Origin of the sequence: Pseudomonas sp. HY13-MNA-CIBAN-0226, from assembly GCF_040310305.1 — a bacterium.
Taxonomy (GTDB): Bacteria; Pseudomonadota; Gammaproteobacteria; order Pseudomonadales; family Pseudomonadaceae; genus Aquipseudomonas; species Aquipseudomonas gregormendelii.
This window is the reverse complement of the sequence record NZ_JBEOPS010000008.1, coordinates 94805-120652: the sequence shown is the minus strand read 5'-3', so window position 1 is coordinate 120652 and position 25848 is coordinate 94805. Positions and strand designations below refer to the sequence as shown.

The window sequence follows — 25848 nt, the reverse complement described above, 5'->3', positions numbered from 1 at the left end:
TTAGTCAGTTGTGCGCTATCAGATCGCGCTCGCCACCACTGAAGGGCGACGGGACGCCAGGCTCACCACCACAAAGCTCACCAGGCCGACAGCCAGGCTGTAGTAGATCGGCGTGTTGGCATCCAGGCCATCCTTGAACATGAACAGCAGTGCGGTGGCAAAGCCCAGGCCCATGCTGGCAATGGCGCCGGCGGTGGTTGCGCGTTTCCAGAAAATGGCCCCCATCAGCGGGATCAGCATGCCACCCACCAGCAGGTTATAGGCGAGGGTCAGTGCGCTGATGACGTCGTTCACCACCAGGGCGATACCCAGCACGGCGATGCCGGTAAGCAGGGTAAACAGCCGGTTGATGCCCAGGCTCGACTGTTTGCCGCCACGCAGCTTTGGCAGCAGGTCTTCGGTCAGTGTGGTGGACGCCGCGAGGAGGCCGGCGCTGGCGGTGGACATCATGGCGGCCAGTGCGGCAGCGATGACCAGGCCACGGATGCCGTCCGGCAACGACAGTTTGACGATGGCGGCGAAGGCGTTGTTGACGTTGTCCAGGTCCGGGATCAACACGTGGGCGGCCATGCCGATCAGGGCGCAGGCCAGTCCGTAGAGAATGCAGTAGAAGCCTGCGAAAGTACCGGCGTACTGGGCAATCTTCGCGGTCTTCACGGTGAACACGCGCTGCCAGATGTCCTGGCCGATCAGGATCCCGAAGAAGTAGATCATGAAGTAGGTGATGATGGTGTCCCAGCCGATGGTGGTGAAGCTGAAGGCGGTCGCCGGCAGTTTCAGCACCAGTTCATCCCAGCCGCCAACGCGGTACAGGCAGATGGGTAGCAGGATGAACATCAGGCCAACGGTCTTGATCACGAACTGGACGATGTCAGTCAGGGTCAGGGACCACATGCCGCCGATCGCCGAATAGACCACCACCACACCGCCGCCCAGCAGCACCGAGATCCAGAAGGGCAGGTCGAACAGCACTTGCAGGACCGTGCCGATTGCCAGGATCGAGGTCACGCCGATCATCAGCGCGTACGCCAGCATGATCGCCGCACTCGCGGAGCGGGCCATCGGGTTGTAGCGTTTTTCCAGCACCTGGGTAACGGTGTAGATCTTCAGCTTGAGCAGCGGCTTGGCGAGGAACAGGTTCAGCGCCACGATCCCGCAGCCCAGTGCCGCGCAAAGCCAGAACCCGGAAATACCGTGGACATAACCCAGGCGCACGGTGCCGACGGTGGACGCACCACCCAGGACGGTCGCGGCCATTGTGCCCATGTACAGGGTCGGGCCGAGATTGCGACCGGCAACCAGGTAGTCTTCGTTGGTCTTGGCCTTGCGCATGCCGAAGTAGCCGAGGACCAGCATTGCGGCGGCGTATATGAGAACGACGAATAAATCCAAAGCCATGATGGCGTGTCTCCGATTGTCTTTTTTATGGTGAAACAAAAATGGTTCTGTGGTGCTGCTCGGTCCCCGCAGGCAACTCATTCCCTGTGGTAGCAAGGCTTGCCCGCGATAAACGATGACGCGGTCCAGCTATAAATCGCGGCGCCTCAATCGCGGGCAAGCCTTGCTCCCACATTTCTTGCATCAAGCGGCGCTATGCCTTCGCTGCGTAAATCATCCGGGCCAAACACCGCCTTGGGCTCCGGGAACAGGCTCAGCAGGACCAGGTACACCACCGACGCCAGGCCCAGGGTGACCGGCAGGCTAATGTCGATGCCGTCGGCCAGGTTACCCAGCGGTCCAACGAATTGGCCGGGCAGGTTGACGAAGCACAGCCCCACCAGCGCACTCGGGATCCAGGCCCCCAGGCCGCGCCAGTTCCAGCCGTGGGTGAACCAGTAGCGGCCACCTTTTTCGCCTCGGGTGAATACCTGCAGGTCATCCGGGCAGTAGAAACCACGGCGCACCACCAGGCCGATAATCATGATCACCATCCATGGCGTGGTGCAGGTGATGATCAGTACGGCGAAGGTCGATACGCTTTGCACCAGGTTGGCGGCGAAGCGACCGATGAAGATGAAGGCAATCGACATCACCCCGATCAGCAACGTGGCCTTGACCCGTGACAGCACTCGCGGAAACACACTGGACATGTCCAGCCCGGTGCCATAAAGGGAAGTGGTGCCTGTGGACATGCCGCCGATCACCGCGATCAGGCACACAGGCAGGAAAAACCAGCTAGGCGAGACCGCCAGCAGACCGCCTACATAGTTATTGGCCGCGATGTAATCCGGCGCCTTGATCGCCACGATGGTGGCAGTGGCCAGGCCGAACAGGAACGGGATCAGGGTGGCAAGCTGTGCCGCGATCACTGCAAACATGATCCGGCCTTTCGGGGTTTCGCGTGGGATGTACCGCGACCAGTCACCGAGAAACGCGCCGAAGGATATCGGGTTGCTCATGGCCACCAGCGCTGCGCCGATAAAGGCTGCCCAGAAGCCGGCCTGACCCAGGGCCACGGTGCCGGCGAACTGGCTGTCGAAGGTCGGGGCAAACGCGAAGATGCCGAGCAGGAACAGCGCGCTGGCCGCCCATACCGCAATGCGATTGACCCACAGCATGAAGCGGAAACCGTAGATGCACACGGTCAGCACCAGGATGGCGAACAATCCGTAGGCCAGGCCCAGACTCAGGTCGGTTTCCGGCAGGCCGATCAGGCGTTTGGCGCCACCGATCAGCGCATCACCCGAGCTCCACACCGACAGTGAGAAGAAGGCGATGGCGGTCAGCAACGACAGGAACGAACCGACGATCCGCCCGTGCACGCCGAAGTGCGCACCGGAAGACACGGCGTTGTTGGTGCCGTTGATCGGGCCGAACAGGCCCATGGGTGCAAGGATCAGCGCGCCAAGCACGACGCCCAGCACGATCGCCCATACACCGGCCTGGAAGGACAGGCCAAACAACACCGGAAAGCTGCCGAGCACGGCGGTCGCAAAAGTGTTGGCGCCGCCGAAGATCAGGCGAAACAAATCGCCGGGACGGGCATCGCGTTCGTGATCCGGGATCTGTTCGACCCCGTTTGTTTCGATGCTGCTAAGGCTTTTTTCGTTGTTGTTGTTATTCATGATCTGCTCCGATCATAAAGGCGCGCTCATCGTGTGTGAGCGTCACCTGTTTGGCTAAGGAGGTGGCAGCCCTTCCGGCATCGCGGATAAATGTTCGTGGCAGGCCAGCCAATGGCCTTGTTGTTCTTGGCCAGACGAGTGTTTTCTGAAAACAATCGTCTCGCGCTCCTGGCTGAAGTGTTGCTCCCCTTGCATGCGCAGCTCGGTGGCCACGTCATGGATGAAAATCGCCACATCACCCTGCAGGCTGACGAAAGCGTTGCTTGAAGTGCACGAAAGCACCTCGAAGCCATCCTCGCGGCGCCAGGTGTCCCACAACGCCTGATAGGCATCGCGCGACAGCAGGGGCTGTTCGAGGGTGTAGAAGACGAAGCTGGCATCGGCGCTGAAGGCGCCGAAATAGGCTTCGCGATCGTTACCGGCAAAGGCCGACACCAGATCGGCGGCGGCTTGCAATACTTGATCGCGTTCGTTCATGACCCGTCCTCAGCGATGAACCACGCCAGGCAGCACGCAAAGCATTTCGTACAGCAGGTTGGCGGCCAGCAGCGAGGTATTACCGGTGGTGTCATAAGCGGGCGAGACTTCTACCAGATCGCAGCCGACCAGGTCGAGGCCTTGGCAGCCGCGCACGATCTCGATCGCCTGAATGGTCGTCAGTCCGCCAATTTCCGGGGTGCCGGTGCCTGGTGCCCAGGCCGGATCGATGCCGTCGATGTCAAAACTCAGGTACACCGGGCCGCCACCCACTTTCTCGCGCACTTCAGCCATCAGCGGCGCAAGAGATTTGTGCCAGCACTCTTCGGCCTGCACGACGCGAAAGCCCTGGTTGCGGCTCCAGTTGAAGTCGTCGGCGGTGTAGCCCTGGGCGCGCAGGCCGATTTGCACTACGCGGTCCGGGTCCAGCAGGCCTTCTTCGACTGCGCGACGGAACGTGGTGCCGTGGGCGATTTTTTCGCCGAACATGTGATCGTTGACATCGGCATGGGCGTCGATGTGCACCAGGCCGACTTTGCCGTGCTTTTTATGGATGGCACGCAGGATCGGCAGAGTGATGGTGTGGTCGCCGCCCAGGGTCAGCGGGATCACGTCGTGTTCGAGGATGTTGTCGTAGGATTCTTCGATGATCCTTACGGCATCGAGCAGGTTGAAGGTGTTGATCGCCACGTCGCCGATGTCCGCCACCGACAGCGAATCGAACGGAGCGGCGCCGGTCGCCATGTTGTAAGGGCGAATCATGACCGATTCGGCGCGGATTTCCCGAGGTCCAAAACGGGTGCCAGGGCGCAGGGAGGTACCGATGTCCAGGGGCACGCCAACGAAGGCAGCGTCCAGACCGGCAGCGGTCGGCACATGGGGAAGTCGCATCATGGTGGCGATGCCGCCGAAGCGCGGCATTTCGTTGCCGCCCAGTGGTTGGTGAAGAATCTTGTCCACGGGTTCAGGCCTCATCATTTTTTTGTATTAGGCGCCGATTCTGCGAAATGTAGTGGCGGGGAAGAATCGCTACGCACAAATACTTAGTTCAGATTTTTCTAAACTAATGGAAAATGGCGGAGGTAAACTTAACGGCTGATGGTAGGAGCTGCCGCAGGCTGCGATCTTTTGATCTTGATTCTTTGCGCCCTAGTACCCCGAAAGTCAAAAGATCGCAGCCTGCGGCAGCTCCTACAGGTAGCTGCCGCGAATCCGGAGTCCCCATGGCCAACGCTTTACCCGACCTGAAACTGCTGCGCATTTTTGTCAGCGTGGTTCGCCATCAGGGGTTTGCCACTGCCCAGCAGGAGCTCAACCTCTCGACTTCGGCCATCAGCACTTACATGAGTCAGCTCGAAGCCGCCCTCGGCCTGGTGCTCTGCCATCGCGGGCGTGGCGGTTTCAGCCTGACCAGCAAGGGTGAGCTGTTCCACCAGGAAACCTTGCGGTTGCTGGCCGAGCTCGAAGGATTCGAGCAATATGCCGCCGCACTCAAGGGCGAGTTGCGCGGCACGCTGAACCTGGGGGTCATCGACTCCACCGTCAGCGACAAGGCCCTGCCGTTCGCCGAAGCCATCGGCGCCTACAGCCAGGAGCACCCGGCCGTGCATCTGCACTTGTCGGTCATGAGCCCCTACGAGCTGCAACTCGGCGTGCAGGACAATCGCCTGGACCTGGCCATCGGTGCATTTTCCACGCGCATGAGCGGGCTGGTGTACATGCCGCTGTACCGCGAGCAGCACTGGTTGTACTGCAGCAGCCGGCACCCGCTGTTTACCGAACGACGTATCCCCGAGCAGGTCATTACCCAGCAGCGCATGGTCGGCCGGGGGTACTGGAGCCAGGCGGAACTGGCGCGCCACGGCTTCAAACACAGCGCCGCCACCGTGGAGAGCATGGAGGCGCAGTTGATCCTGGTGCTGTCTGGCGCCTACATCGGTTACTTGCCCGAACACTACGCCCAGGCCTGGGCCGATAAGGGCGATTTGCGGGTGTTGCTGCCGGCGACTTTTGGTTATCAGGCGCCATTTTCCATGATCGTGCGCCGTGGCCGCAGCCGCGAACCGCTGATCCAGACCTTCCGCGATCTGCTCAAAGCGCAACTCAATCAGGCTTGAAATAATGTCCAGAATCCATTGCCCGCGCTGCCTGCGCCCAGAAGCCCATTGCCTGTGCCCATTGATCCCGAGCCTCGACAGCCGCACCCGGGTGCTGGTGCTGCAGCATCCGAGTGAAGTAAACCACGCGCTGAATACCGCACGTTTGGCCGCGCTTGGCTTGACCAATGCCGAGCTGATCGTGGGCGAAGTGTTCGCGGATCTGCCGGCGTTGTTGAATCAACCGGGGTACCAGGCGCGGCTGCTGTTTCCGGGCGAGGATACGCAGACGCTGCAGGGCTATGGCGCAGATGATCAGCCGCTGTTGCTGGTGGTGCCGGACGGTACCTGGCGCAAGGCGCGCAAGCTGCTGCACCTCAATCCGCTGCTGGCGACATTGCCACGGGTGACGCTGGCGCAGGGCGGAGTGTCGCGGTATCGATTGCGCAAGGCGCCGGGGCCGGGGGCTTTATCGACGGTGGAGGCCATCGCGCAGGCGTTGCAGGTGCTGGAAGCGCCGATGTCCTTTGAGCCATTGCTGAAGCCGTTCGAGGCGTTGATCGAGGGGCAGATCGCGGCGATGGGGGAGGAGGTTTTTTTGCGTAATCATGGGCCGAATTAGGCGTTGCTCGTGCCGGCCTCTTCGCGGGCTTGCCCGCGAAGACGGTAGAGCTATCACCACAACTCCAGGCCAGAACCTACCGCTCGCGCATCGCCTCGGTCCGCGCCTTCAGCACCGGCTTGAGCAGGTAGTCCAGCACACTCTTCTCACCGGTGATGATGTCCACCGTCGCCACCATCCCCGGGATGATCAGTAACGGCTTCGCATCCCCACCCAAGTGGTTCTTGTCGGTGCGCACCTGGATCAGATAAAAGCTGTTGCCCTTGTCATCGGTAATGGTATCTGCGCCAATCAACTCCAGCTTGGCGCTCAAGCCGCCATAAATGGTGTAGTCGTAGGCGCTGAACTTGACCATCGCCCGCTGCCCCGGATGCAGAAACGCCACGTCCTGCGGACGGACCTTGGCCTCGATCAGCAGGTTGTCTTCCAACGGTACGATTTCCACCATGTCGCTGCCGGGCTGGACCACGCCGCCGATGGTGTTGACCTTCAGCACCTTGATGATCCCGTGAACCGGCGAGACCACCGTGGTGCGGGTGACGCGGTCATCGATGGCGATGCTCGAAGCGGTAATTTTTGAAAGGTCGGTGCGTTTCTCGTTGAGCTCCTTGGCAGCGTCCGAACGGAAAGATTGTTCGGACTCGTCAATCTTGCTCTTGATTTCAGCGATCGCCGATTCCGCCCGAGGAATGGCCAGGGTCGTGGCGTTCAACGAGCCGCGAATTTCCACCGCGCTGCGCTTGAGTCGCAGGATTTCTACGGGGGACACGGCACCGGTGCCGACCAGCGGTGCTGACATGTTCATCTCTTGCTGCAGTAGGGCCAGGCTCGAACTGAATTGCCCTTGTTTCGAGCGAAACTCCGCCAGTTCCTGGGTTTTTTGCCGCAGCTGTTCGCTGAGCGTGCGCTGTTCACTGGCCAGTCGACGCTGCCGTTGCTCGTAGAGCGAGCGCTCGTCCTCGGCCACCTGCGGCGCCTTGGCGATCACCTCGGCCGACAACTTGAAGGGCCGCCCTTCGGCCTCGGCGGACAGGCGTTCAACCTGGGCGGTCAAGGCATACCGATCGGCCTCGCTTTCACCCTTGTTCGATAGAAAGCGGGTGTCATCCAGGCGCAGCAAGGTATCGCCCTTGTTCACCATCTGCCCCTCGCGGACAAAGATCTCGGTGACGATGCCGCCTTCCAGGTTCTGAATCACCTGGACCTTGCTTGACGGAATCGCCTTGCCTTCGCCCATGGTGACTTCCTGGAGCACGGCGAATTTGGCCCAGACCACGGCGCTGACGATCAGCCCCGCCGCCAGCCACACGGTGATCCGCGACCAGCGCGGGGAATCCTGCAGCGTCGCGCCGGCGGTCTCCGGCATGAACTCGCTCTCGGCGCTTTTCCTGAAACTGCCGAAATAACCGCGCGGCTTTGCGTCGGGCGAGTCGGATGATGATCGGGCCATGGGCAACTCCTAGACCGCTGCAGAGCCGACGCGGCCCTTGCGCAGTGCATCGATGACCGCTTCTTTCGGACCGTCGGCGACGATCCGTCCGTTGTCCAGCACCACCAGCCGATCCACCAGGCTGAGCATCGAGGTCCGGTGGGTGACCAGCAGCAGGGTCTTGCCCTGGACCCAGCCGTGGAGTTTCTGGCGCAGGACGTCTTCGCTGCTGTTGTCCATGGCGCTGGTGGGCTCGTCGAGCAGCATGATCGGTGGGTCGAGCAACAAGGCCCGGGCCAGCAGCACGGCCTGGCGCTGGCCGCCGGACAGCAACTGGCCGCGTTCACCTACCGGCCGGTCGAAGCCTTGCGGGTGTTGGCGGGCGAGCTCTGTGACGCCGGTGAGTTCTGCCACTTCGAGCATTCGCGAATCACTGACATAGCGGGCGCCCAGGGTCAGGTTATCGCGCAGGCTGCCGGCCAGCAGCGGCAAGTCATGGGCAACATAGCCGATCTGCTGGCGCAAGTCGGCGACGTCCAGTTGCCGCAGGTCCAGGCCGTCGAGTAGCAACTGGCCTTCTTCCGGGGTGTAGAAACCCATCACCAGGCGGGCGAGGGTGCTTTTGCCCGAGCCGCTGCGGCCGATAATGCCGATGCGCTCACCGGGTTTCATGCTGAAACTGACGTTGTGCAGCGCCGGGGCACTCTGGCCGTTGTAGTGAAAGGTCACGCCACTGACGTCGAGGGCGCCTTGCAGTTGCGTGCGCTCCAGCGGCCGTTGCCGGGCGTCGCGCTCCTGGGGCAGCCCCATCAGCGCATCGGTACTTTTCATGGTCAACTGCGCTTGCTGGTAACGCGTGATCAGGCCGGCAATCTGCCCGAGCGGTGCCAGCACCCGGCTGCCAAGCATGTAGGTCGCCACCAGCGCACCAACGCTGAGGTTGCCGGCAATGATGCTGTAGACCCCGGCGACGATGGTCGCCATGCCGGAAAATTGCTGGATGAACAGGGTGCCGTTGGTGGCCAGGGCCGAGAGATTGCGGGCGTGGCTGTCGAGGCGGGTCAGGGCGCCGTGGGTGGTTTCCCATTTGTGCTGGCGCTCGCTTTCGGCGCTGCAGGCCTTGAGGGTTTCCAGGCCGCCCAGGGTTTCAATCAGCAGGGCCTGGCGTTCCGCACCCAGGGTCAGGCTTTTTTGCACGGTGTCGCGCAGGCGTGCCTGGATGATCATCGCGAAGATGATGGTGATCGGAAATGCCAGCAGCGGGATCACCACCAGCCAGCCGCCCAGCAGACCGATCACCACCAGCATGAGCACGGCGAATGGCAGGTCGATCAGGCTGGTGAGGGTCACGGCGGTGAGAAACTCACGCAGGCCCTGGAAGTCATGGATGCTCTGGGCAAACCCGCCGATGGTGGCCGGCCGTGCCTTCATCGACATGCCAGTGATGCGCTCGAACAGAGTGGCCGAGAGAATCACGTCGGTTTTCTTCCCGGCGGTGTCCAGCAAGTGCGCGCGCACCACGCGCAGCACCAGTTCAAAACCGGTGCCGATCAGCAAGCCGATGGACAGCACCCACAGGGTCGATGTGGCCTGGTTCGGCACGACCCGGTCGTAGGTCTGCATGACGAACAGCGGCACCATCAGGCCCAGGAGGTTGATCAGGAAGCTTGCCAGGATGGCGTCGCTGTATAGCCATTTGGACAGTTTCAGTGTGTCGCGAAACCAGGCTTCCACCCGGGGTACCAGGGGCGAGCGCAGGTCTTCAAGTTCATGGCGTGGCCGGGCAAACAATGCCTGGCCGCTGTAATTTTCAGTCAGCTCTTCACGGCTGACCCATTGTTCGCCACCGTCGGCTTCGCTGGGCAGGATGAGCAGGCGGCCATCGTCTCCCAGACGTCGCAGAACGGCCGTGCGGCCGTTGCCGAGTATCAGCATCACGGGCAGGTTGAGAGTGGAAATATCCGCCAGGTCCCGGCGCAGCACGCGCGCCTGCAAACCGGCCCGGGCTGCTGCGCGGGGCAGCAGGTCCAGGCTCAGGCGTTGTTTGTTCAGGGGCAGCCCGGCACTCAGGCTGGCGCGACTGACCGTCGCGCCGTGGAGTTTGCAGAGGATCAACAGCCCGTCAAGAAGCGGGTCGTCGAAGCCAAGACGCGGATCGACACCAGTGTTGCCGGTTTCCATGCTGGTCAAATTGATCGCTCCAGGTGAACGGGCTGCCACATCAACACAACATACTGTGTAGGAGCCTGGGGCAGCTCCTACACCGGCACTTACCTCAGTTCAGGCAAGCGGGCTTCATTCTTCACTTCGGTCTGGGCGATCGCATCGGCAGGCAGCACCACGCGTTGTTTGCTCAGCAACAGGCCCATGTTCGAGAGGATGCGGTACATCGAGTATTCCTCGGTGTAGCGAACTTCGGTGTAGCGACGGTTGGCGTTGTAGAGCTCGTTCTCACTGTCGAGCACGTCCAGCAGGGTGCGCTGGCCGAGGCCGAACTGATCCTGGTAGGCCGCACGTACGCGTTTGGTCGTTTCGGCGTACTCGCGCGCGGTCGGCGTCTGCTTCTTCGCGTTGAGCATGGCGTTCCAGGCCAGGTGGATATTTTCGTTGAGCTGGCGCAGGGCGTTGTTGCGGATGTCCATGGCCTGGTTGATCTGGTGCGCGTTGGACTGCAGGCGGGCCTTGTCGCTGCCGCCGCGGAACAGGTTGTAGTTCATCACCACACCGACCCGCCACTCGTTGTCGTGACCTTCATCGCCCTGCACGTTGTTGTTCGCGCCCACTGCCGCTTCAGCGTCGAAGCGTGGGAAGAACGGCGACTTGGCAACTTCGTACTGGCTCTCGGCGGACTGCACGTCTGCCTGGGCGGATTTCAGGTACGGGTTATTCTCCACCATGCTCTGCTGGGCTTCCTGCAGGGTAGCGGGCAATTCACCGCGGGTCGAAGGCAGGGTTTCCAGTTCATCCGGCAGGCGACCTACCACGGCGTAGAAGTTCGATTCGGCGTCGGCCAGGTCGACTTCGGCGGTGTCCAGGTTGTTTTGCGCCAGTGCCCGACGAGCGGTGGACTGGTCGGCGTCGGCGGTGCTGCCGATACCGCGCTCGGTGCGCAGGCCGATCTGGTCGTTGACGCGCAGGTGAGCTTGCAGGTTGTTCTTGGCCAGGGTCACCAGTTCGCGACGCTTGAGCACTTCGAGGTAGACCTCGATGGTCCGCAGGGCCAGGTCCTGGGCAGTGCCCTGGGCGTAATAGGCCCGGGAATTGACCACACCCTTGGTGCGTTCGACTTCGTTGGCGGTGTTGAAACCGTCAAACAGCATCTGCCGCAGGCGCAGTTCCGACTGGGTGTAAGTCAGGACCTCCGTGTTGTGATTGCCCTGTGCACGGGTGTTGGTGTTATCGCTGTAGCCGCGGCCGTAAGCAGCGTTCAGATCGACAGATGGATAGAAGCCCCCTTTGGCGATTTTGACTTCTTCGTCCGCGGACAGCCGCGCGTCCACGCGTGAGGCAAGTTCCGGGTGAGTTGCAATAGTGCTTTGGATGGCCTCGGTCAAGGACATGGCCTGGGCCTGTGAAGTGCAGGCCATGGCCAGCAAAATCGCGCTGCAGAGGGGGGTTAAAACGCGCATGGGTGTATCTCCCTGATTCCTAATGATGCTTATCAGTCGCCAAATATTTGACGGCATTTATAGTGAAAACCGTTTCAAGCTTGTAACAACAGAGCTAAGAACATTCTAGAGCAAAGCTAAGAAATTTTTCTCATAAGTCTTATGCCAAAAAAAACTTATGCGCTCTGAAAAATCCAGCACATTGTTCACTCGTGGAACCCTTGTATTACGAGCTCTAGGGAGCTTGCAAGGGCAAATCGAAAGTTCCATCCATTTATCGATAACGGACGATGGAGTGCTGGAGGGGAAGGAGGCGGGGCAGTTTTTGGGTGACATTTTTTTGTCACTTGGTCGGTTCAGAACTGTAACGCATCGCTGGCAGGTGATCATTTTTGCCGATTAGTAGCCCAAAGCCATTGAATGTATTGGGTTTATTTGAATCAGGCGCTGATTGCCCATACGCGACAGGCTTGGCGAGAAAGTCGCCAGGGCCACGGTTGACCCGGAATTATCCGGGAAAAAACTCGTAGCCCGGTAGACAATTCACCCGGTAACTGGCTTTTTTCCATGAGCACGATCTTCGCAAAAAACAGGCTGCCGGCAACGGTTGGCAGCGGAGGAAATGCACATGGCTACGCTCATCGGTATCGTCACTAAAGTCATTGGTCAGGTGGTTGCTGTAGCGGGTGACGGCACCCGACGCGCGCTGGTCGAGGGCGATCGGCTGTTTGCCGGCGATCAATTGGTCACCGGGGCCGAAGGGGCGGTGGCGGTGAAGCTGCAGAACGGCCAGGAACTGACGCTTGGACGTGGCAGCAGCCTGCAAATGACCTCGCAACTGCTCGCGCACCAGGCGCCCCATGTGCAGACGCCGGAAGCCGTGGCGCCCAGCGAGGCGCAGCTGACCGACGTCGAACGCCTGCAGAAAGCCATCGCCGCTGGCGAAGACCCGACGCAAACCGGTGAAGCCACTGCGGCCGGGCCAACGGGCAGCACCGCTGCCGGAGCCCTGGGCGGCGGCCACAGTTTTGTCCAGCTCGAAGAAGTGGCAGGCCGGGTCGATCCGACTGTGGGTTTCCCGACGGCAGGATTCAACGGCATTCCAGAGTTTCCCCTGGAGCGCATCTTTAACGATCCCGACAACAGCCTCGATAACCTGGACAACGTCACACCCCCCGTCGTCGTCCCACCGTTGGTCGTGAACAACCCCGTCATCCTTGGCGGCCTGAATACCTCGGGCGGCGAGCTGACCCTCAACGAGGCCAATCTTCCCGACGGCACGGCCAGTAACCCCTCGGCCCTGACCCAGAACGGCACCTTCACCGTGACTGCGGCCGATGGCCTGCTCAACCTCAACGTGGGCGGGATCAGCGTGTTCAGCGGTGGCGTGGCGGCAGGCTTCCCGCAATCGATCACCACGCAGCTGGGTAACACGCTGACGATCACCGGCTATGACCCGGCCACTGGCGTGGTGAGCTACAGCTACACCCTCAATGGCAACGACACCCATTCGGCGGGTGATGGCGCGAACTCCCTCAGCGAACAATTCACCGTGGTGGCGGGCGACACCAATGGCGACACGGCCACCGGTTCCCTGGACATCAACATCACCGACGATGCGCCAACAGCGATCGACGACAGCAACGCCAATACCGCTTCGGAAACCCTGTTGACCCTGACCGGTAGCGTGCTGCCCAACGATATCCAGGGTGCTGACCGCATTCCCACCGGCCCTAATAGCGGACCGGTAATCGGTGGTACGTTCACCGGCACCTACGGCACCCTGGTGCTCAATCCGAACGGCACTTACACCTACACGCTGAACCCTAATGACGCCGACTTCAAAGCCCTGCACGGTGGTGGCAGCGGCACGGAAAGCTTCGTCTACACCCTCACCGATTCGGATGGTGATACCAGCACCGCAACGCTGGTGCTGAACATTCACAACAACGATGACCCGATCGATATCGGCGGGCTCGGCGTGTCAGGCGGCGAGCTGTCCGTCTACGAGAAAAACCTGGGCGACGGCAGCGCGCCGGATGCTGGCGCGCTGACCCAAAGCGGCACCTTTACCATCACCGCCCTCGACGGTGTGCAGAGCCTGAGCATTGGCGGGATCAGCGTGGTGAGCGGTGGCGTCAGCGCAGGTTTGCCGCAATCAATTACCACCCCGCTGGGCAGTACGCTCACCATCACCGGTTACGACAGCGCAACCGGCGTGGTCAGCTACAGCTACACCCTGGCCGACAACGAAACCCATGCCAATGCCGATGGTGCGAATAATCTGTCGGAGCAGTTTGCAGTCACCGTGGTCGATGACAACGGCACAACCGCCAATGCCAGTCTCGACGTCAACATCGTCGACGACCTGCCCAAAGCCGTGGATGACAGCAACGCCAATACCGCCTCGGAAACCCTGCTGACCCTCAATGGCAATGTGCTGACCAACGACGTGCAAGGCGCTGACCGGGTAACCACCGGGGAGAACGCCGGCCCGATCACGCCCGGCACCTTCACTGGGGTCTATGGCAGCCTGGTGCTGAACGCCAATGGCACTTACACCTACACGCTGAACACCAGCGACGCGGACTTCAAGGCGCTGCACGGCGGTGGCAACGGCACTGAAACCTTCGCCTACACCATCACCGATGCCGACGGCGATACCAGCACCGCGAACCTGGTGCTGCAGATCCATAACAACGATGATCCAGTGACCATCGACGGTTTGAACGTCAACGGTGGCGAGCTGACGGTCTACGAGAAAAACCTCGGCGACGGCAGCGCTCCGGATGCCCCTGCGCTGACCCAGACCGGCACCTTCACCATCACCGCGCTCGACGGCGTGCAGACCCTCAGCATCGGCGGCCTGAACGTGGTGGTCGGTGGTGTGAGCGCCGGCTTCCCGCAGTCGATCGTCACTCCGCTGGGCAGCACCCTGACCATCACCGGCTTTGACAGCGCAACCGGCGTTGTCAGCTACAGCTACACCCTGGCCGATAACGAAGCCCATGCGAACGCCGGCGGCGCGAACAACCTTTCCGAGCAGTTTGCAGTGACCGTGGTCGATGACAACGGCACCACCGCCAATGCCAGCCTCGACGTCAACATCGTCGACGACTTGCCCAAAGCCGTGGATGACAGCAACGCCAATACCGCCTCGGAAACCCTGCTGACCCTCAATGGCAATGTGCTGACCAACGACGTGCAAGGCGCTGACCGGGTACCCACCGGGGAGAACGCCGGCCCGATCACGCCCGGCACCTTCACTGGGGTCTATGGCAGCCTGGTGCTGAACGCCAATGGCACTTACACCTACACGCTGAACACCAGCGACGCGGACTTCAAGGCGCTGCACGGCGGTGGCAACGGCACTGAAACCTTCGCCTACACCATCACCGATGCCGACGGCGATACCAGCACCGCGAACCTGGTGCTGCAGATCCATAACAACGATGATCCAGTGACCATCGACGGTTTGAACGTCAACGGTGGCGAGCTGACGGTCTACGAGAAAAACCTCGGCGACGGCAGCGCTCCGGATGCCCCTGCGCTGACCCAGACCGGCACCTTCACCATCACCGCGCTCGACGGCGTGCAGACCCTCAGCATCGGCGGCCTGAACGTGGTGGTCGGTGGTGTGAGCGCCGGCTTCCCGCAGTCGATCGTCACTGCGCTGGGCAGCACCCTGACCATCACCGGCTTTGACAGCGCAACCGGCGTGGTCAGCTACAGCTACACCCTGGCCGATAACGAAGCCCATGCGAACGCCGGCGGCGCGAACAACCTGTCCGAGCAGTTTGCAGTGACCGTGGTCGATGACAACGGCACAACCGCCAATGCCAGTCTCGACGTCAACATCGTCGACGACCTGCCCAGGGCGGTGGATGACAGCAATGCCGGCACCGCCTCGGAAAGCCAGCTGTCCCTTAACGGCAACGTGCTGACCAATGACGTGCAGGGCGCTGACCGGGTACCGACCGGGCCAAGCGCCGGGCCGATCACCTCAGGCACATTCGTAGGCACCTACGGCACCCTGGTGCTGAACGCCAATGGCACTTACACCTACACGCTGGACACCAACGACGCGGACTTCAAGGCCCTTGAAGGTCGCGGCAAAGGCACTGAAACCTTCGCCTACACCATCACCGACGCCGACGGCGATACCAGCACCGCCAATCTGGTGCTGCAGATCCATAACAACGATGACCCGGTGATCATCGGCGGCCTGGACGTCAACGGCGGCGAACTCACCGTCTACGAGAAGAACCTCGACTGGGGCACCAACCCCGACGCGCCGGCGCTGACCCAGTCCGGTACCTTCACCGTCACGGCACTCGACGGCCTGAACTCCCTGGTCGTGGGTGGCTTCGCGGTGGTCGCCAACGGCGAGGTGGTCGGCTTGCCGCACACCGTGGTAACGCCGCTGGGTAACTTCCTGACGATCAACGGCTTTGATCCCGTCACGGGCGTGCTCAGCTACAGCTACACCCTGGTGGGCAGCGAAACGCATCCAACGGCCGACGGCGCCAACGCCATCGTCGAGAATTTCGACGTGGTGGCGCACGACAACGACGGCAGTACTGCGTCGGGCCAGATCAACGTCAACATCATCGATGATTTGCCGAGCGCCAATCCGGACTTCAAGCATGTGCAAGAGGGCGGGACGGTCGGCACCAACGTCCTGGTCAATGACATCGGCGGCTCCGATGGCCCGGCGGCTACGGGTGCAGTGGTCGGCGTGCGTGCCGGCAGCGACACCTCGACCTCGGCCAGCGGTGGCCTCAACACCAATATCAATGGCGCCTACGGTTACCTGACCCTGGACGCCAACGGCAACGCCATCTATCACAGCAACCCGAACAGCGTCAGCGGGCCCGGTGCGATCGATGTATTCACCTACACCGTGCGCGATGCCGATGGCGATGAGAGCACCACCACGCTCACCATCGACGTCTACAACAGCTGCCTCAAGGCAGCGTCCGATACCGACGTAACGGTCTACGAAAAAGCCCTCGATCTGAGCAAGGACGGTCAGGACCTGGCGGCAGGCACAGTCGCAGGCAGCGATCCGGGCAATACCGGGGAAACCGCTTCCGGCACGCTGGTGGGCTCGGTCACTGGCGCCGTGGGTGCGATCACCTACGCCCTGGTCGGCAGCGCCACGGGCAGCCATGGGCAGATTCAGCTCAATGCCGACGGCACCTACACCTACACCCTGACTTCGCCGGCCAGCACCACCCCGCACGCCAACGATGGCCCCAATACCCTGAGCGAAACCTTCACCTACCAGGCCACCGATTCCCTGGGCAACATCACCACCAGCACCATCGTGGTGAACATAGTCGATGACGTGCCAAAGGCTGTGGACGACAGCAACGCCGACAATGCATCGGAAACCCGTCTGACCCTCGACGGCAATGTCCTGACCAATGACGTGCAAGGCGCGGACCTTGTCGCGACCGGCCCGAACACCGGCCCAGTCACGCCGGGTACATTTACCGGCACTTACGGCACCCTGGTGCTGAACGCCAACGGCACGTACACCTATACGCTGGACACCAACGACGCGGACTTCAAGGCCCTGGAAGGTCGCGGCAAAGGCACTGAGACGTTCGCCTACACCATCACCGATGCCGACGGCGATACCAGCACCGCCAACCTGGTGCTGCAGATCCATAACAACGATGACCCGGTGATCATCGGCGGCCTGGACGTCAACGGCGGCGAACTCACCGTCTACGAGAAGAACCTCGACTGGGGCACCAACCCGGACGCGCCGGCGCTGACCCAATCCGGGACCTTCACCGTCACGGCACTCGACGGCCTGAACTCCCTGGTCGTGGGTGGCTTCGCGGTGGTCGCCAACGGCGAGGTGGTCGGCTTGCCGCACACCGTGGTGACGCCGCTGGGTAACTTCCTGACGATCAACGGCTTTGATCCCGTCACGGGCGTGCTCAACTACAGCTACACCCTGGTGGGCAGTGAAACGCATCCAACGGCTGACGGCGCCAACGCCATCGTCGAGAATTTCGACGTGGTGGCGCACGACAACGACGGCAGTACTGCGTCGGGCCAGATCAACGTCAACATCATCGATGATTTGCCGAGCGCCAATCCCGACTTCAAGCAGGTGCAAGAGGGCGGGACGGTCGGCACCAACGTCCTGGTCAATGACATCGGCGGCTCCGATGGCCCGGCGGCTACGGGTGCAGTGGTCGGCGTGCGTGCCGGCAGCGACACCTCGACCTCGGCCAGCGGTGGCCTCAACACCAATATCAATGGCACCTACGGTTACCTGACCCTGGATGCCAACGGCAACGCGACCTACCACAGCCGGCCGGACTCGGTGGGCGTAGCGGGCGCCACTGACGTGTTCACCTACACCGTGCGCGATGCCGATGGCGATGAAAGCACCACCACCCTCACCATCGACGTGTCCAACAGTAGTATCAAGGCCGTGTCCGACACCGACGTGACGGTCTACGAAAAAGCCCTCGACCTGAGCAAGGATGGCCTCGACCTCGCGGCCGGCACCGTGGTCGGCAGCGATCCGGGCAATACCGGCGAAACTTCCACGGGAACACTGGTCGGTTCGGTCACCGGGGCTACCGGCGCAATCACCTACACCCTGGTCAGCAGTGGCACCGGGGCCTACGGGCAAATGCTCCTCAACCCCAACGGCACCTACACCTACACATTGACCTCGGCGCCGAAAACCTCGCCGAACGCCAACGACGGGCCCAACAGCCTGAGCGAAAGCTTCACCTACAAGGCCACCGATGCCCTGGGCAACACCACCACCAGCACCATCGTGGTGAACATCGTCGATGACGTACCCAAGGCCGTCGCTTCCGAGCGTTCGGTGGCGGCGGTGGAAATCGATTCCAACCTGCTGTTGGTGATCGACGTGTCCGGCAGTATGGCCGATGCGTCCGGCGTGCCTGGCCTGTCGCGCCTGGCCCTGGCCAAGCAGGCGATCAGTGCCTTGCTCGACAAGTACGACGACCTTGGCGACGTGAAGGTGCAGATCGTCACTTTCAGCAGCAACGCCACCGACAAGACCGCGATCTGGGTTGACGTGGCAACGGCCAAGTCGATCATTTCCGGCCTGACGGCGGGCGGCGGGACCAACTACGATGCCGCCGTGGCAACCATGAAGACCGCGTTCAACACGGCCGGCAAACTGACCGGCGCGCAGAATGTCGGCTATTTCTTCTCGGACGGCAAACCCAACGAAGGTGACATCAACGCGGCCGACGAGGCTTCGCTCAAAGCCTTCCTCGACGCTAACAACATCAAGAACTACGCAATCGGCCTGGGTAATGGCGTCAGCAATGCCTACCTCGACCCAGTGGCCTATGACGGCAGCACCCACACCAACACCAATGCTGTGGTGGTGACCGATCTCAACCAGCTCAACTCGGTACTCTCGGGCACCGTGCAGGGGGCCCCGGTCACGGGCACCTTGCTGGAGGGCGGAAACTTTGGTGCCGATGGCGGTTTCATCAAGTCCATCGTCGTCGATGGCACCACCTACACTTACGACCCTAAAGCGTTGAACAACCAGGGTTCGCTGATTTCCAGCGGCGGGGACAACCACGGCACTTTCAACACGGTAAACAACTCCCTGAGCATCGCCACCAATAACGGCGGTACGCTGGTCATCAACCTCGACAGCGGTGAGTACAACTACACCTCGCAGAAAGCCACGAACGTGGTGATCACCGAAAATATCGGCTTCACCTTCAGCGACAACGACGGCGACCTGGCGAGCTCGACCCTGGTGGTCAAGGTCGTGCCGAACGCCGCGCCCGTGGCCGTCGACGACCACATCATCACCAACGTGCTGTCCGGCAGCGTGGTGGTACCTGGCGAATTGTTGCTGGCCAACGACACTGATCCCGAAGGCGATACCCTCACCGCAGCGCCGACTACTTTCAACACCGGCTGGGTGGCCAGGGGCGCGGACTTTGTCGGCACCGGCGCGATCAACTTCAAGGGCAGCAACAACACCGCAGCGAACCAGAACCTGGCGGATGTGCGCGGGTCCTTCGCGGCCAATACCGCAGCGATGACAGCGGTGCTGGTGATCAGCGGTTATCTGGGCTCTGTCACCACTTCCAATGCCAATGATGAAGACCTCATCACGGTGAAACTCAAGGAGGGTGAGACCCTTAATCTGGATCACAACCTGGCGGGCGGTCGGATTGCCATGGAGTACTCGCTCAATGGCGGTGCGTTCATGACCCTTGCCGATGGCGCTACCATCACGGCCGATGCCGATGGCACGTACAAGATCCATGTCACCAACATCACCAATTCCGGCGGCGGCGTCGGTGCCAACAATGCCGAAAACTACGAGCTGACCATGACGGTCAACTACGCCGGTGCCCATGACGTCACCCCGGACTTCAACGGCGCCTACAGCGCCAACGACACCCATGGTGGCAGCGACACGGCGAATGTGACCATCAGCTACCAGGACGGCCACACCCTCACGGGTACCGCGGGTGACGACGTTCTGGTGGCCGGCACCGGCAACAACGTGCTCAACGCCGGCGATGGCAACGACGTGTTGACGGCGGGTACCGGTAACAACGAACTGCACGGGGGGGCCGGCAACGACCTGCTGTTCAGCGGGGCAGGCAACGATCTGCTGGACGGCGGCGCTGGTATCGATACTGTCAGCTACGCCCATGCCACCAGCGGTGTCACCGTCGACCTGGGCCTGCTCACTGCGCAAAACACCGGAGGCGCCGGCACTGATACCCTCACCGGGCTCGAGAACCTCACCGGCTCCAACTTCAATGACAGCCTGATGGGCGACAACAACAGCAACATCATCACTGGCGGCCTGGGCAACGACGTCCTCAACGGCGGTGGCGGCGATGACTTCCTCATCGGCGGCCTGGGCAACAACACCCTCACCGGCGGCGCTGGCGCGGATACCTTCCAGTGGCTCAAAGGCAACTCCGGGCATGACCTGGTCACCGATTTCACCCCAGGCACCGACAAGCTCGACCTGTCGCAACTGCTGCAAGGTGAAAACGGCACGGCGGCTTCGCTGGATGATTACCTGCACTTCAAGGTTGTCGGCAGCGGCGCTTCGGTCCTGACCAGTATCGACGTCAGCGCCATGGCCGGCGCCACGCCGAACCAGACCATTGACCTTGCCGGTGTCAACCTCGCCAGCCACTACGGCGTCACGCCGGGGGCGGGTGGTGTGGTGGCCGGGGGGCATGACACGGCGACCATCATCAACGGGATGTTGAATGATCACTCGTTGAAGGTGGATACGGTTTGATCTGAAGGGTGAAGGAGCGAGGCTGATCTCCTGTAGGAGCAAGGCTTGCCCGCGATAGCGATCTTGAAGACGCTATCGCGGGCAAGTCTTGCTTCCACCGTGGAGGGCAGCTACCCCGTCACATTGGCTCAGGCGGCCCGATGAACCTGCCCATGACCCCATACACCCCTAATTCCCTGATCGTCGCAAACTCTCCCTGGGTCTCGACCATCTCCGCAATCAACGGCAAATCAATACTGTTGGTTGCCCGGAAGATCGCATCAATGAACAGGCGCTTGTCGCCCTGGCGATCTATACCCCGGATATACGCACCATCAATCTTCAAGTAAGCCAACCCCAGCTGTGTCAGGTTGCCGATCTGGCTGAAGCTGCCGCCAAAATGCTGCAGCCCGACGCGATAGCCGGTGTCGAGCAGGCTATGACACAAGCGTTGCAACTCCAGCGGGGGCGGCAGTTGGCGTTCGTCGATTTCCAGCGTCAGCAGCGGCGCCAGATCGGGTAACGATTCGAGCATGTCGAGTATCTTCGCCAACTGCGCCGGATCGCGCAGGGTGCTGCCAGACAGGCTCAATGCCAGCGGCCAGCGATTGACGACAAGGTAATCCAGGGTCGCTTCGAGCATCGCCAGGTCCATGCGCGCCGACCAGCCCAGACGCTCTATCCAGGGCAGGAAATGTCCGGCGGCGATCGCCTCGCCGCTGGGGTCGAGCAAGCGTGCCAGCACTTTGTGGTGAAGCACCTGGCTGGTGTCGGCGCATTGCACCACCGGCTGAAAGTACAGCTGCATGCTCCCCTGCGTCAGGGCTTCGTCGATCCAGGTTCGCCAGTCGTGCTGGGACTGGTTCGGCGCGCAGTCACCGTCGTCCAGGTATGTCCACGGCCGCTCGGGGTGTTGCCGGGCCTGAGTCAGGGCTTGATCCAGGCGCAGCAGCACCGCATTGGCGGATTCTCCCGGGCGATAGGGGACGATGCCCAGGTGCGCCACTGGCATGCTGTCACTGGCGCCGGTCAGGCGCAGGTTTTCCAGGGTGGCACTGACTTCCGCGACCAGGCGGGCGGCGTCCGCCTGGCCCAATCCAGGTGTCAGCAAGCTGAACTCTCCGCCACGATTACGCGCAGCCAGCCAGGTACGGCGCTCGGGTAATCCGCAAAGACGCTTGAGCAATTCGGCGACTGCGCTAATCAACGCATCAGTGCGCTGTCCGCCCATGCGCTGATTGAGCCCCGCCAGGTCATTGATCCGCAGCATCAGCAAATGGCCCTCACTGCTCTGCTCGGCCATCAGCAAATGATCCGCCAGTTGCTCGTCCAGTAACCGCCGGTTGGCCAGCCCGGTGAGGCCGTCGAGGTAGGATTCGGCGCGCAGTTTTTCGCTGCGAGCGGCTTCTTCGGCGAACAGCGCCTTGAGCTTTTCGACCATCTGATTCATCGCCAGCACCACGCGTTTCAATTCCGGGGTGCGGGGCAATTTCGTCAGGCTGCGAAATTCGCGCTTGCTGATGGCTTCGGCCTGTTTGACCATCTTGTCCAGCGGGCGCAATTGCCGGCGCAGCAGCCAGCCGCCGAACACCGCGCTGAGCAGCCCGCAGATGAGCAACCAGATCAGGCTGCCCAATGTACTGTCCCAGAGCTTGGCCAGGGCAAATCGCGGGTTGCTCAATACTTCGATCCGGGCGAATTGCTCCCAGCCGCGCATGATCAACGCTTCGCCTGCCTGGGGACGCAGGTCGACCAGCCTGGTGAACCAGCCGGGCACACGTTCGCCGCGGGCCTGGGCGCTGCGCTCCACTAACACCTGCTCATCGGCAATGCTCACCACGCGGATGCTGGTGAAGTAGCCACTGTCGAAAATCGAGCTGACCATCAACTCCATCATTGCCGGATCGTCTACTTGCGCGGTCAATGACAACCCCAGCGCCGTCGCCGCGTCCTGGGCGTGCGAGCGCAACTGGCCGAGCATCTGGTCGCGGGAGCTTTCCAGGCTGACAAAAAAGCTGCCGCTGAACGCCACCAGCAGGAACAGGCAAATGGCGAGAAACAATTGTTTGCGCAGTGACATAAGACGCTCCTTGCGAGACCTTGCGAGGACGACTAGCCGTCGCCCACGGCGAAACCTTCAACCTGCATTTTTTTCAACACATCCTGCCAGCGCGACAACTTTTTCGAGTCGCTGGAACGCTTGCCCCCGTTAGCCCCCGGCAGGTACAGCCCCTCGGCATTGAATGCGTAGACCGGTAGCAGGTCCTTGCGTCGTGAAGCGGGGGAGATCTCGCCCACCAGGTTGTCCAGCACCAGCGGATCGGCCGTGGGGCTGCTGTAGAAGGTCAGTACCATGTGCGCCTGGTTCTGGGTCAGGGCTTTAACGTAGGTGATGCGCAATTTTTCGCTGGGAATGCCGAGATGGCGCAGGCTGAAATACTTGGCCAGGGCGTAGTCCTCGCAGTCGCCCGCGCCCTTGACCAGGGATTCGACGGGGGTGGCCCAGTAATCGATCTGGCGCCAGATGCGCGTATCGTCCTGGAAAGTCAGTTGCTGGTTGAAAAAGCGGTTGACCGCATTGAGTTGCTCGCGCTCGGGCTGATCCTGTTGACTTTGCAGCAATTGGCTCCAGGCCTCTATCCGTCTTTGCGCGGGACCCTGCGCGCCGTATCGGGCCTGGGCGTTCTGCAAGACCTGCGCATAATCCCAGCTGGCGAACACCGCACTGAGGCCCGGCATCAGCCAAAATGCCAGCAGCAGCCATCCGCCGAACCGAAGTCGGAGCGTTGACCATCCTGGACTACGCCGGCGACGGGGCATGTCGGGCTGCTCGGGGTGCAGATGGATGGAGTCTAGGCGGTGTTTGCGGGGGAAGAGGGCAGATCGTCGGTTGGCAATGCAGTTGCAGTGAGTCACAGGGATGCTGTGACGAGGCGATCAGGGCTTGCGCAGGGTTTTCTGTCTGAGGATGTAAATAGTCACCAGCACCGCACTGGTCAACATGAAGCCCCGCGCCCACGGCATCGGCACCAGATAGCAGGAAAACCCGATGCTCAACCACATCAGCCCGATGGCGTAGACCTTGCCCTTGAGCGGAATGCCCTCACCGTCAAGGTAACCGCGGATCCACGGCCCAAGGCGCGGATGCTCCACCAGCCAATGGTAAAAGCGCGGTGAACTGCGGGCAAAACAGGCAGCGGCCAGCAACAGGAAGGGGGTCGTGGGCAATACCGGCAGGAAGATCCCGATCACCCCCAACGCTACGCTGAGCCAGCCGATGGCCAGCAGCCCGTAGCGCAACATCAGGGAGCGGTTGCCTATGGGATTGTCCATAGGCAGAACCTTAGTGGTGACGAGGCTTGAGGATGGCCGGTTTTTCGTCAGGCGCGTTGCACAGCAGGTACAGCGCGGTCAGGGCTTCCGGGATCTGCACGATCATGTCGTCCATCAGGTTGGCATCGGCGGCGATATCGGAGAATTCCGGTTGCTCGTCGAACAGGCCCGAACCGACCATGATCGGCAGCAGCATTTCGCTGACTTCGTCTTCAGCGGTCTCAAACCAGGCGGCTTCACGCAGGAACACGCCTTCCATGAAGCCGATGCACCAGCCGCGCAGGTCGGAATCATCCGGGTCTTCGCCAAGATCGAGTTCGCAAGGCAGCTCGAATTCTTCATCGGAAGCCAGCTGGCGAGCGATGTGGGCTTTGAGTGCCAGCAGGGTGGATTCGATGGCCTCACGCTCGGTGTCGTCGGCGTAATGCGGCTCTTCGGCGAACAGGGCATCGATCCATTCACGGTCCGGTACGGTTTCGGAGCATATCGACAGGGCCGTGAGGTAGCCGTGGGCGGCCACGTAGTCCAGCGCCTCGTCATGCAGTTCATCGGCGTCGAGGAAGACTTGCAGGCGGGTTAGTTGCTCAGCGAAGGACATTAAAGGGCTACCTTGGGAATTAAACAGATGCGGGAATTCTAGGCCTTCTTGAGCAGTCAGGCCAGCCGCGCGGCACATTTGCCCCCTCTGGGCTCGTTTTTCCATATGCGCTCTGTAGGAGCTGTGGAGTGAAACGAGGCTGAGATCTTTTGATCTTGCTTTGTGTACATATCCATTGCTGCGGTAATGGCTGCTTATGGTTCCGCCCTTACGGCGGGTCACTTTGAACAGCGCAAAGTAACCAAACGCTTTCTGCCCCACCACTCGGCACCTCGCCTGGGCTCGGTGTGCCCTCACTCCGGCATTGCTCCGCGGGTCGCCGCGATGGGCCATCCCTGGCCCAGCGCGGCTAAACCGGCATCCTTGCCGGTTTCCCCGCTGCGCAATGCCTGCGTTCGGCCAGCGTGGTTAACGGGGCGCCTGCGATCCAGAGCTTCGCCGTGGCGGCCTTCGGGCCGACCAAGGCATCAAACCGGCGCGCTGCGCTTCTATGATTGTGCACTGCCTCCGGGCTGGAGTTGTTCCTGAGTAGGAGCTGTCGAGTGAAACGAGGCTGCGATCTTTTGATCTTGTTTTGTGTGCAGATCCATTGCTGCGGTAACGGCGGCTTAGGGTTCCGCCCTTACGGCGGGTCACTTTCGAAGAGCGCGAAAGTAACCAAAGCGCTCTTGCCCCACCACTTGGCACCTCGCCTGGGCTCGGTGTGCCCTCACTCCGGCATTGCTCCGCGGGTCGCCGCGATGGGCCATCCCTGGCCCAGCGCGGCTAAACCGGCATCCTTGCCGGTTTCCCCGCTGCGCAATGCCTGCGTTCGGCCAGCGTGGTTAACGGGGCGCCTGCGATCCAGAGCTTCGCCGTGGCGGCCTTCGGGCCGACCAAGGCATCAAACCGGCGCGCTGCGCTTCTCTGATGTGCACTGCCTCCGGGCTGGTGTTGTCCCTTTTGGAGCAAAGCTTGCCTGCCGGGCTGATGTTGTTTCTGTGGGAGCAAAGCTTGCTCGCGATAGCGGGATGACAGTAAGCATCAATATTGGATGCAAAACCGTCATCGCGAGCAAGCTTTGCTCCCACAGATATCAATCCTTCCACAGACATCAGTCGTTCCACAGATATCGAACTCTTCACAGATATCGAACCTCCACAGAAATGACTGTCCAGAGGCATCACTTTCCAGCGGCCACCTTCCACGGATACCACCTCACAGGGCTCATTTCATATCCAGAAAAGGTGCGCGACCCAACAAGCGAAGCGCGCCGGCGTGATGCCTTGGTCGGCCCGAAGGCCGCCACGGCCAGGTATTTGATCGCGGACGCCCCGTTAACCACGCTGGCCGAACGC

General features: G+C 61.6%; 14 protein-coding genes. 3 read left to right on the top strand and 11 right to left on the bottom strand.

The genetic code is table 11. The features are described 5' to 3' along the window. Nucleotides 1-18: 18 nt before the first annotated feature. From AAEZ05_RS10935 to speB, 4 genes are all read right to left on the bottom strand, one after another. The gene (locus AAEZ05_RS10935) at nucleotides 19-1398 is read right to left on the bottom strand and encodes a sodium:solute symporter family protein (RefSeq protein WP_205891911.1); all 1380 of its coding nucleotides are present in this window, start codon (nucleotides 1396-1398) and stop codon (nucleotides 19-21) included. Nucleotides 1399-1544: 146 nt separating this feature from the next. Beyond that, a complete protein-coding gene (locus AAEZ05_RS10930) occupies nucleotides 1545-3065 on the bottom strand; it encodes a purine-cytosine permease family protein (protein WP_350647327.1) in 1521 nt (506 codons plus the stop codon). 54 nt (nucleotides 3066-3119) lie between these two features. Then, nucleotides 3120-3542, bottom strand: coding sequence for a YybH family protein (locus tag AAEZ05_RS10925; RefSeq protein ID WP_350598630.1), 423 nt, complete (start codon nucleotides 3540-3542; stop codon nucleotides 3120-3122). 9 nt (nucleotides 3543-3551) lie between these two features. Beyond that, nucleotides 3552-4502 carry an agmatinase gene (speB, locus tag AAEZ05_RS10920; protein ID WP_045058686.1) on the bottom strand — a complete coding sequence of 317 codons (951 nt, stop codon included), beginning with the start codon at nucleotides 4500-4502 and terminating at the stop codon, nucleotides 3552-3554. Between the two features lie 263 nt (nucleotides 4503-4765). Here speB and AAEZ05_RS10915 point away from each other — a divergent pair, with 263 nt between their 5' ends. Together AAEZ05_RS10915 and AAEZ05_RS10910 are read left to right on the top strand one after the other, a co-directional pair. Next, nucleotides 4766-5659, top strand: coding sequence for a LysR family transcriptional regulator (locus AAEZ05_RS10915; protein WP_045058685.1), 894 nt, complete (start codon nucleotides 4766-4768; stop codon nucleotides 5657-5659). Between the two features lie 4 nt (nucleotides 5660-5663). Next, on the top strand, nucleotides 5664-6260 hold the full coding sequence (locus AAEZ05_RS10910) for a tRNA-uridine aminocarboxypropyltransferase (RefSeq protein ID WP_350647325.1): 597 nt from the start codon (nucleotides 5664-5666) through the stop codon (nucleotides 6258-6260). 76 nt (nucleotides 6261-6336) lie between these two features. On the opposite strand, the gene AAEZ05_RS10905 is transcribed toward AAEZ05_RS10910, so the two are convergent. From AAEZ05_RS10905 to AAEZ05_RS10895, 3 genes are all read right to left on the bottom strand, one after another. Next, entirely contained in the window at nucleotides 6337-7710 is a 1374-nt protein-coding gene (locus tag AAEZ05_RS10905; RefSeq protein WP_045058683.1) for an HlyD family type I secretion periplasmic adaptor subunit, read from the bottom strand. A 9-nt stretch (nucleotides 7711-7719) separates the two neighbouring features. After that, nucleotides 7720-9879 carry a type I secretion system permease/ATPase gene (locus AAEZ05_RS10900; RefSeq protein WP_350647323.1) on the bottom strand — a complete coding sequence of 720 codons (2160 nt, stop codon included), beginning with the start codon at nucleotides 9877-9879 and terminating at the stop codon, nucleotides 7720-7722. Between the two features lie 80 nt (nucleotides 9880-9959). Continuing rightward, nucleotides 9960-11318, bottom strand: coding sequence for a TolC family outer membrane protein (locus AAEZ05_RS10895; RefSeq protein WP_205891914.1), 1359 nt, complete (start codon nucleotides 11316-11318; stop codon nucleotides 9960-9962). Nucleotides 11319-11925: 607 nt separating this feature from the next. On the opposite strand from AAEZ05_RS10895, the gene AAEZ05_RS10890 reads away from it, so the two are divergent. Continuing rightward, entirely contained in the window at nucleotides 11926-20601 is an 8676-nt protein-coding gene (locus AAEZ05_RS10890) for a retention module-containing protein (RefSeq protein ID WP_350647321.1), read from the top strand. A gap of 118 nt (nucleotides 20602-20719) precedes the next feature. Here the strand turns inward: AAEZ05_RS10890 and lapD are convergent, their stop codons facing one another. The 4 genes from lapD to AAEZ05_RS10870 form a co-directional block, all read right to left on the bottom strand. Further along, entirely contained in the window at nucleotides 20720-22660 is a 1941-nt protein-coding gene (lapD, locus tag AAEZ05_RS10885) for a cyclic di-GMP receptor LapD (protein ID WP_045058679.1), read from the bottom strand. Between the two features lie 32 nt (nucleotides 22661-22692). Then, complete coding sequence (gene lapG, locus AAEZ05_RS10880; protein WP_350647318.1) at nucleotides 22693-23400, bottom strand: cysteine protease LapG; 708 nt, start codon at nucleotides 23398-23400, stop codon at nucleotides 22693-22695. Nucleotides 23401-23517: 117 nt separating this feature from the next. After that, nucleotides 23518-23913: a YbaN family protein gene (locus AAEZ05_RS10875; RefSeq protein WP_045058677.1), complete on the bottom strand. Its 396-nt coding sequence runs from the start codon at nucleotides 23911-23913 to the stop codon at nucleotides 23518-23520. A 10-nt stretch (nucleotides 23914-23923) separates the two neighbouring features. Continuing rightward, nucleotides 23924-24511 (bottom strand): UPF0149 family protein, encoded by a 588-nt coding sequence (locus AAEZ05_RS10870; protein WP_045058676.1) that lies wholly within the window; start codon nucleotides 24509-24511, stop codon nucleotides 23924-23926. Nucleotides 24512-25848 lie beyond the last annotated feature (1337 nt).